2 protein-coding genes are annotated in these 4,924 nt (G+C 72.2%); one reads left to right on the forward strand and one right to left on the reverse strand.

Going from position 1 to position 4,924, the window contains the following annotated elements:
* Positions 1-41: 41 nt before the first annotated feature.
* Positions 42-1,301 (reverse strand): kynureninase, encoded by a 1,260-nt coding sequence (locus ACFU5G_RS29110; protein ID WP_377252484.1) that lies wholly within the window; start codon positions 1,299-1,301, stop codon positions 42-44.
* Positions 1,302-1,480: 179 nt separating this feature from the next.
* On the opposite strand from ACFU5G_RS29110, the gene ACFU5G_RS29115 reads away from it, so the two are divergent.
* On the forward strand, positions 1,481-4,870 hold the full coding sequence (locus ACFU5G_RS29115) for a discoidin domain-containing protein (RefSeq protein ID WP_377252486.1): 3,390 nt from the start codon (positions 1,481-1,483) through the stop codon (positions 4,868-4,870).
* Positions 4,871-4,924 lie beyond the last annotated feature (54 nt).

Raw genomic sequence — 4,924 nt, forward strand, 5'->3', positions numbered from 1 at the left:
GCCGCAAAGCGAAGAAACTTAGGCCTCGAAGGGGAGCGAGGTCAGCCCAGCAGGGTGCGGATCGCCCAGAGCCCCTCGGCCAGCTCCGTGAAGCTCGTCGACAGCGGCGACAGGCCCACCCGGAGGCCCTGGGGCGGGCGGAAGTCCGGGATCACGCCCTGCGCCCAGGCGTCCGCCACCACTCGCTTGAAGTCCGGGTGGTCGAGCATGACGTGGCTGCCCCGGCGCTCCGGGTCGCGCGGTGAGGCCACGCGGACGCCGGGCAGGTGCTCGTCCGCGATCTCGATCGCGAAGCCGGTCAGCGCGAGCGACTTGGCGCGCACGGCCGGCATGCCCGCCTGGTCGATCAGCGCGAGCATGTCGCGCATCGGCAGCATCCCGACGATCGGCGGCGTGCCGCTGATGAGCTGGCGGACGCCGGCCGCGGGCTCGTACTCGGGGCCCATCGCGAACGGGTCGGCGGCCCCCATCCAGCCCTGCACGGGCTGGCGCACCTCGCCCTGCCGGCCGGCGGCAAGGTAGGCGAAAGCCGGCGAGCCGGGCCCGCCGTTCAGGTACTTGTAGGTGCAGCCGACGGCGATGTCCACGCCGTCGGCGTCCAGGTCGAGCGGGACCGAGCCCGCCGAGTGGCACAGGTCCCACAGGACCAGGGCGCCGGCGTCGTGCACGACCCGCGTGATCGCGGGCAGGTCGGCGATGTAACCGGACTTGAAGGCGACGTGGCTGAGCAGCACGAGCGCGGTGTCCGGCCCGACGGCGGCCGCCACCTCCTCGGGCGTCACGCCGGCCTCGGCGTCGGGTGCGATCCAGCGGATCTCGAGGCCGCGCTCGGCCGCGATGCCCTGCAGCACGAACCGGTCAGTGGGAAAGTTCTCGGTGTCGGCGACGATCACGGTGCGGCCGGGCCGGGCGTCGACGGCGGCGCGGGCCAGCTTGTAGAGCAGCACGGTCGTGGAGTCGGCGACGACGGTCTGCCCCGGCGCGGCGCCCAGCGCGACCCGGCCAAGCTCGTCGCCGAGCTCGGTCGGCGCGTCCATCCAGCTCTCGTCCCACGACCGGATCAGCCGTGCGGCCCAGGGCCCGTCGACGAACGACGCCAGCCGCTCGCGCGTCGCGGTCAGCGGCCGGCCCAGCGAGTTGCCGTCGAGGTAGGCGACCAGGCCCTCGCTCGGGACGAAGAGGTCGCGGTAGCCGGCCAGCGGGTCGGCGGCATCGAGGGCGGCGGCTCGCTCGCGCAGCGTGGCGGGCAGGTCGGCGGACGGCGTCGCGGGCTGCGGGGCGGGCGGGGCAGTGTCGGTCACGGGGGCTCCAGGTCGATCGGTTCCGGCCCGAGCGTACGTCGTGCGCGGAGAGGTACGGCCGGAACCCTTGACGCCCCAGGTCGCGCCTCAGTAATGTCCGTGCCATCCGAACGCAAGAACTCGACAAGAGTGCGCGTTTTTACGTACAGAACCATGGCAAGTACGCACGGACAATCCTGGTGACGACACCCGTCGACGACGACGGGAGATCGGGGACGACGATGTTCCGCTCCACCTCGCGCCATGCCACCAGACCGGGGCTCGCACCCGGCCTGATGTCGGTACTCACCGCCGCCGCCCTGGGCGCGGCGGTGCTCGTGCCGGCGCCGGCCAGCGCCGCGCCCGGCGTCCTGTCCGCGGGCGCCGCCGCGGCGGCCAGCAGCGCCAACGCCCCCTACCTGGCCGACAACCTCACCGACGGGAACGCCGGCACGTACTGGGAGTCGACCAACGGCAGCCTGCCGCAGTGGGCCCAGGTCGACCTCGGCTCCGGCGCCACCGTCGAGGAGGTGGTGCTCAAGCTGCCCGCCGGCTGGGAGGCACGCACGCAGACCCTGTCGGTGCAGGCCGGCGCCGACGGCTCCACCTTCACCACCCTGGCCGCGAGCGCCCAGCGCCGGTTCGACCCGGCGTCGGGCAACACGGTGACGATCGACGTGCCGAACACGGAGGCCCGGTACGTGCGGGTCGCGATCTCGGCGAACACGGGCTGGCCGGCGGGTCAGCTCTCGGAGCTGGAGGTGCGTGGCACCCGCGACGCACCGGACCCGGAGGAGCCGGCCGACGGCACGGACCTCGCGGCGGGCCGCCCGGTGGCGGCGTCCTCGACGGAGTGGACGTACGTCGCGGCGAATGCCACGGACGGCGACACGGGCACCTACTGGGAGGGTGCGGGCGGGCAGTACCCGAGCACGCTCGCGGTGACGCTGGCCTCGACGGCGGAGCTGAGCGCCGTCGTCGTGAAGCTGCCGCCGGCCACGGCGTGGGGACCACGCACGCAGACCTTCGAGGTGCAGGGGCGCACCGGCTCCGGTGACGCGTGGGCGACGCTCGCGCCGTCGGCCGCGCGCGCCTTCTCCCCCGCGACGGGCAACACGGTGACGGTCCCGGTCACGGGTACCGCGCGGGAGGTGCGCCTCCGGTTCACGGCGAACACGGGCTCGGGCAACGGTCAGGTCGCCGAGCTGCAGGTGTTCGGCGCGCCCGCGGCCAACCCGAACCTCACGGTGACGGGCGTCTCGGCCAGCCCGGCATCGCCCACGGAGTCCGACGACGTGACACTGTCCGCCGTCGTGAAGAACATCGGCACGCAGGCCTCGACGGCCACTGACGTGTCGTTCACGGTGGACGGCGACGAGGTGGCGACCGGCCAGGTGGGCGCGCTCGCCGCGGGTGCGCAGGCCACGGTCACGGCCGACGTCGGCACGTTGACGGCGGGGTCGTACGAGATCGGCGCGGAGGCGGACCCGTCGGGTGCCGTGGCCGAGCAGTCGGAGAGCGACAACGGCTACACGCGGCCGGACCCGCTGGTGGTCACCGAGGTCGCCAGCTCCGACCTGGTACCGACGGTGTCGTGGACGCCGTCCACGCCCGCGGCGGGCGAGACCGTCACGTTCTCGGCGACGATCGCGAACCGGGGCTCGCTCGCGGCGTCGTCCGGCGCGCACGGCCTCACGGTCGTGCTCCGGAACGGTTCCGGCACGGTGGTGCGCACGCTGACGGGCTCTGTCACCGGGGCCATCGCACCGGGCGCCACCAGCCAGAGCGTGAACCTGGGCACGTGGACGGCGGCCGACGGCTCGTTCGACGTCACCGTGACGGCGGCCCCCGACCCGACCGAGGTCGCGGCCAAGCGGGCGAACAACGAGGTCACGCGGTCGCTGTTCATCGGCCGCGGCGCGAACATGCCGTTCGACACCTACGAGGCGGAGGACGGTGCGTCCGGCGGCGGGGCCACCGCGATCGGGCCCAACCGCGTCGTCGGCGACCTGGCCGGCGAGGCCTCGGGCCGCAAGGCCGTCACGCTGGGCCAGACCGGCGCGTACGTCGAGTGGACCACCCGGGCGCCCACCAACTCCCTGGTGGTGCGCTTCTCGATGCCCGACGCCGCGGGCGGCGGCGGCACCAGCGGCTCGCTCGGGGTCTACGTGGACGGGCAGTTCGTCAAGAACATCGACCTGACCTCGCGCTACGCCTGGCTGTACGGCAACGAGGCCAGCCCGGGCAACCAGCCCGGCCAGGGTGCCCCGCGGCACATCTACGACGAGGCCAACGCGCTGCTCGGGCGGAACGTCCCGGCGGGCTCGACCATCCGCCTGCAGAAGACGGCGAGCAACCCCGGCCCGTACACCGTCGACTTCGTGGACCTGGAGCAGGCGACGGCGCAGGCCAACCCGGATCCCGCCAGGTACGTCCAGCCCGCGGGCTTCACGCACCAGGACGTGCAGAACGCGCTCGACCGGTTCCGGATGGACACGACCGGCAACCTGGCCGGCGTCTACCTGCCGGCGGGTGACTACCAGACGGCGAGCAAGTTCCAGGTGTACGGCAAGGCCGTCGACATCGTGGGCGCCGGGCCGTGGTTCACGCGGTTCCACGCACCCGCCGGCCAGGAGAACACGGACATCGGGTTCCGGGCCGAGGGCACTGCGAACGGCTCGACGTTCCGCGACTTCGCGTACTTCGGCAACTACACCTCGCGCATCGACGGCCCGGGCAAGGTCTTCGACTTCGCGAACGTCTCGGACATGACCATCGACGACATCTGGGTCGAGCACATGATCTGCATGTTCTGGGCGGCCAACATGGACGGTTCGGAGATCAAGGACTCCCGGATCCGGAACACGTTCGCCGACGCCCTGAACATGACCAACGGCAGCGCGAACAACCACGTGCACAACAACCAGGCACGCGGCACGGGCGACGACTCGTTCGCGCTGTTCGCGGCGACCGACGCCGGGGGCAGCGGCCAGCGGGGCAACGTGTTCGAGAACCTGACGTCGACCAACACCTGGCGGGCCGCGGGCCTGGCCGTCTACGGCGGGCAGGACAACACGTTCCGCAACATCTACATCGCCGACACGCTCGTCTACTCGGGCGTGACGATCAGCTCGCTGGACTTCGGCTACCCGATGGAGGGGTTCGGCCCCGCGCCGACCGTCTTCGAGGGCATCTCCGTGGTGCGCTCCGGCGGGCACTTCTGGGGCGCTCAGGTGTTCCCGGCGGTGTGGCTGTTCTCTGCGTCGAAGACGTTCACCGCCATCCGGGTGAACGACCTCGACATCGTGGACCCGACGTACTCCGGGATCATGTTCCAGACCCAGTACGTCGGCGGGCAGCCGGCGAACCCGGTCCAGGACACGGTGTTCACGGACGTGTCGATCACCGGCGCCCAGCGCAGCGGTGACGCGTACGACGCGAAGTCGGGCTACGGCATCTGGGCCAACCCGCTGCCGGAGGCGGGCCAGGGTCCGGCGGTCGGGTCGGCGACGTTCAACGGGCTGACGTTCGGGAACAACTTCCGCGACATCGAGAACCCGACGTCGACGTTCACGATCAACCGCAACTGAGGTAGGGGGCACCACCGCTGGTCGAGCTTGTCGAGACCCGGGTCTCGACAAGCT

The sequence above is a fragment of the Promicromonospora sp. NPDC057488 genome (genome assembly GCF_042802395.1).
In the GTDB taxonomy this organism is placed as follows: Bacteria; Actinomycetota; Actinomycetes; order Actinomycetales; family Cellulomonadaceae; genus Promicromonospora.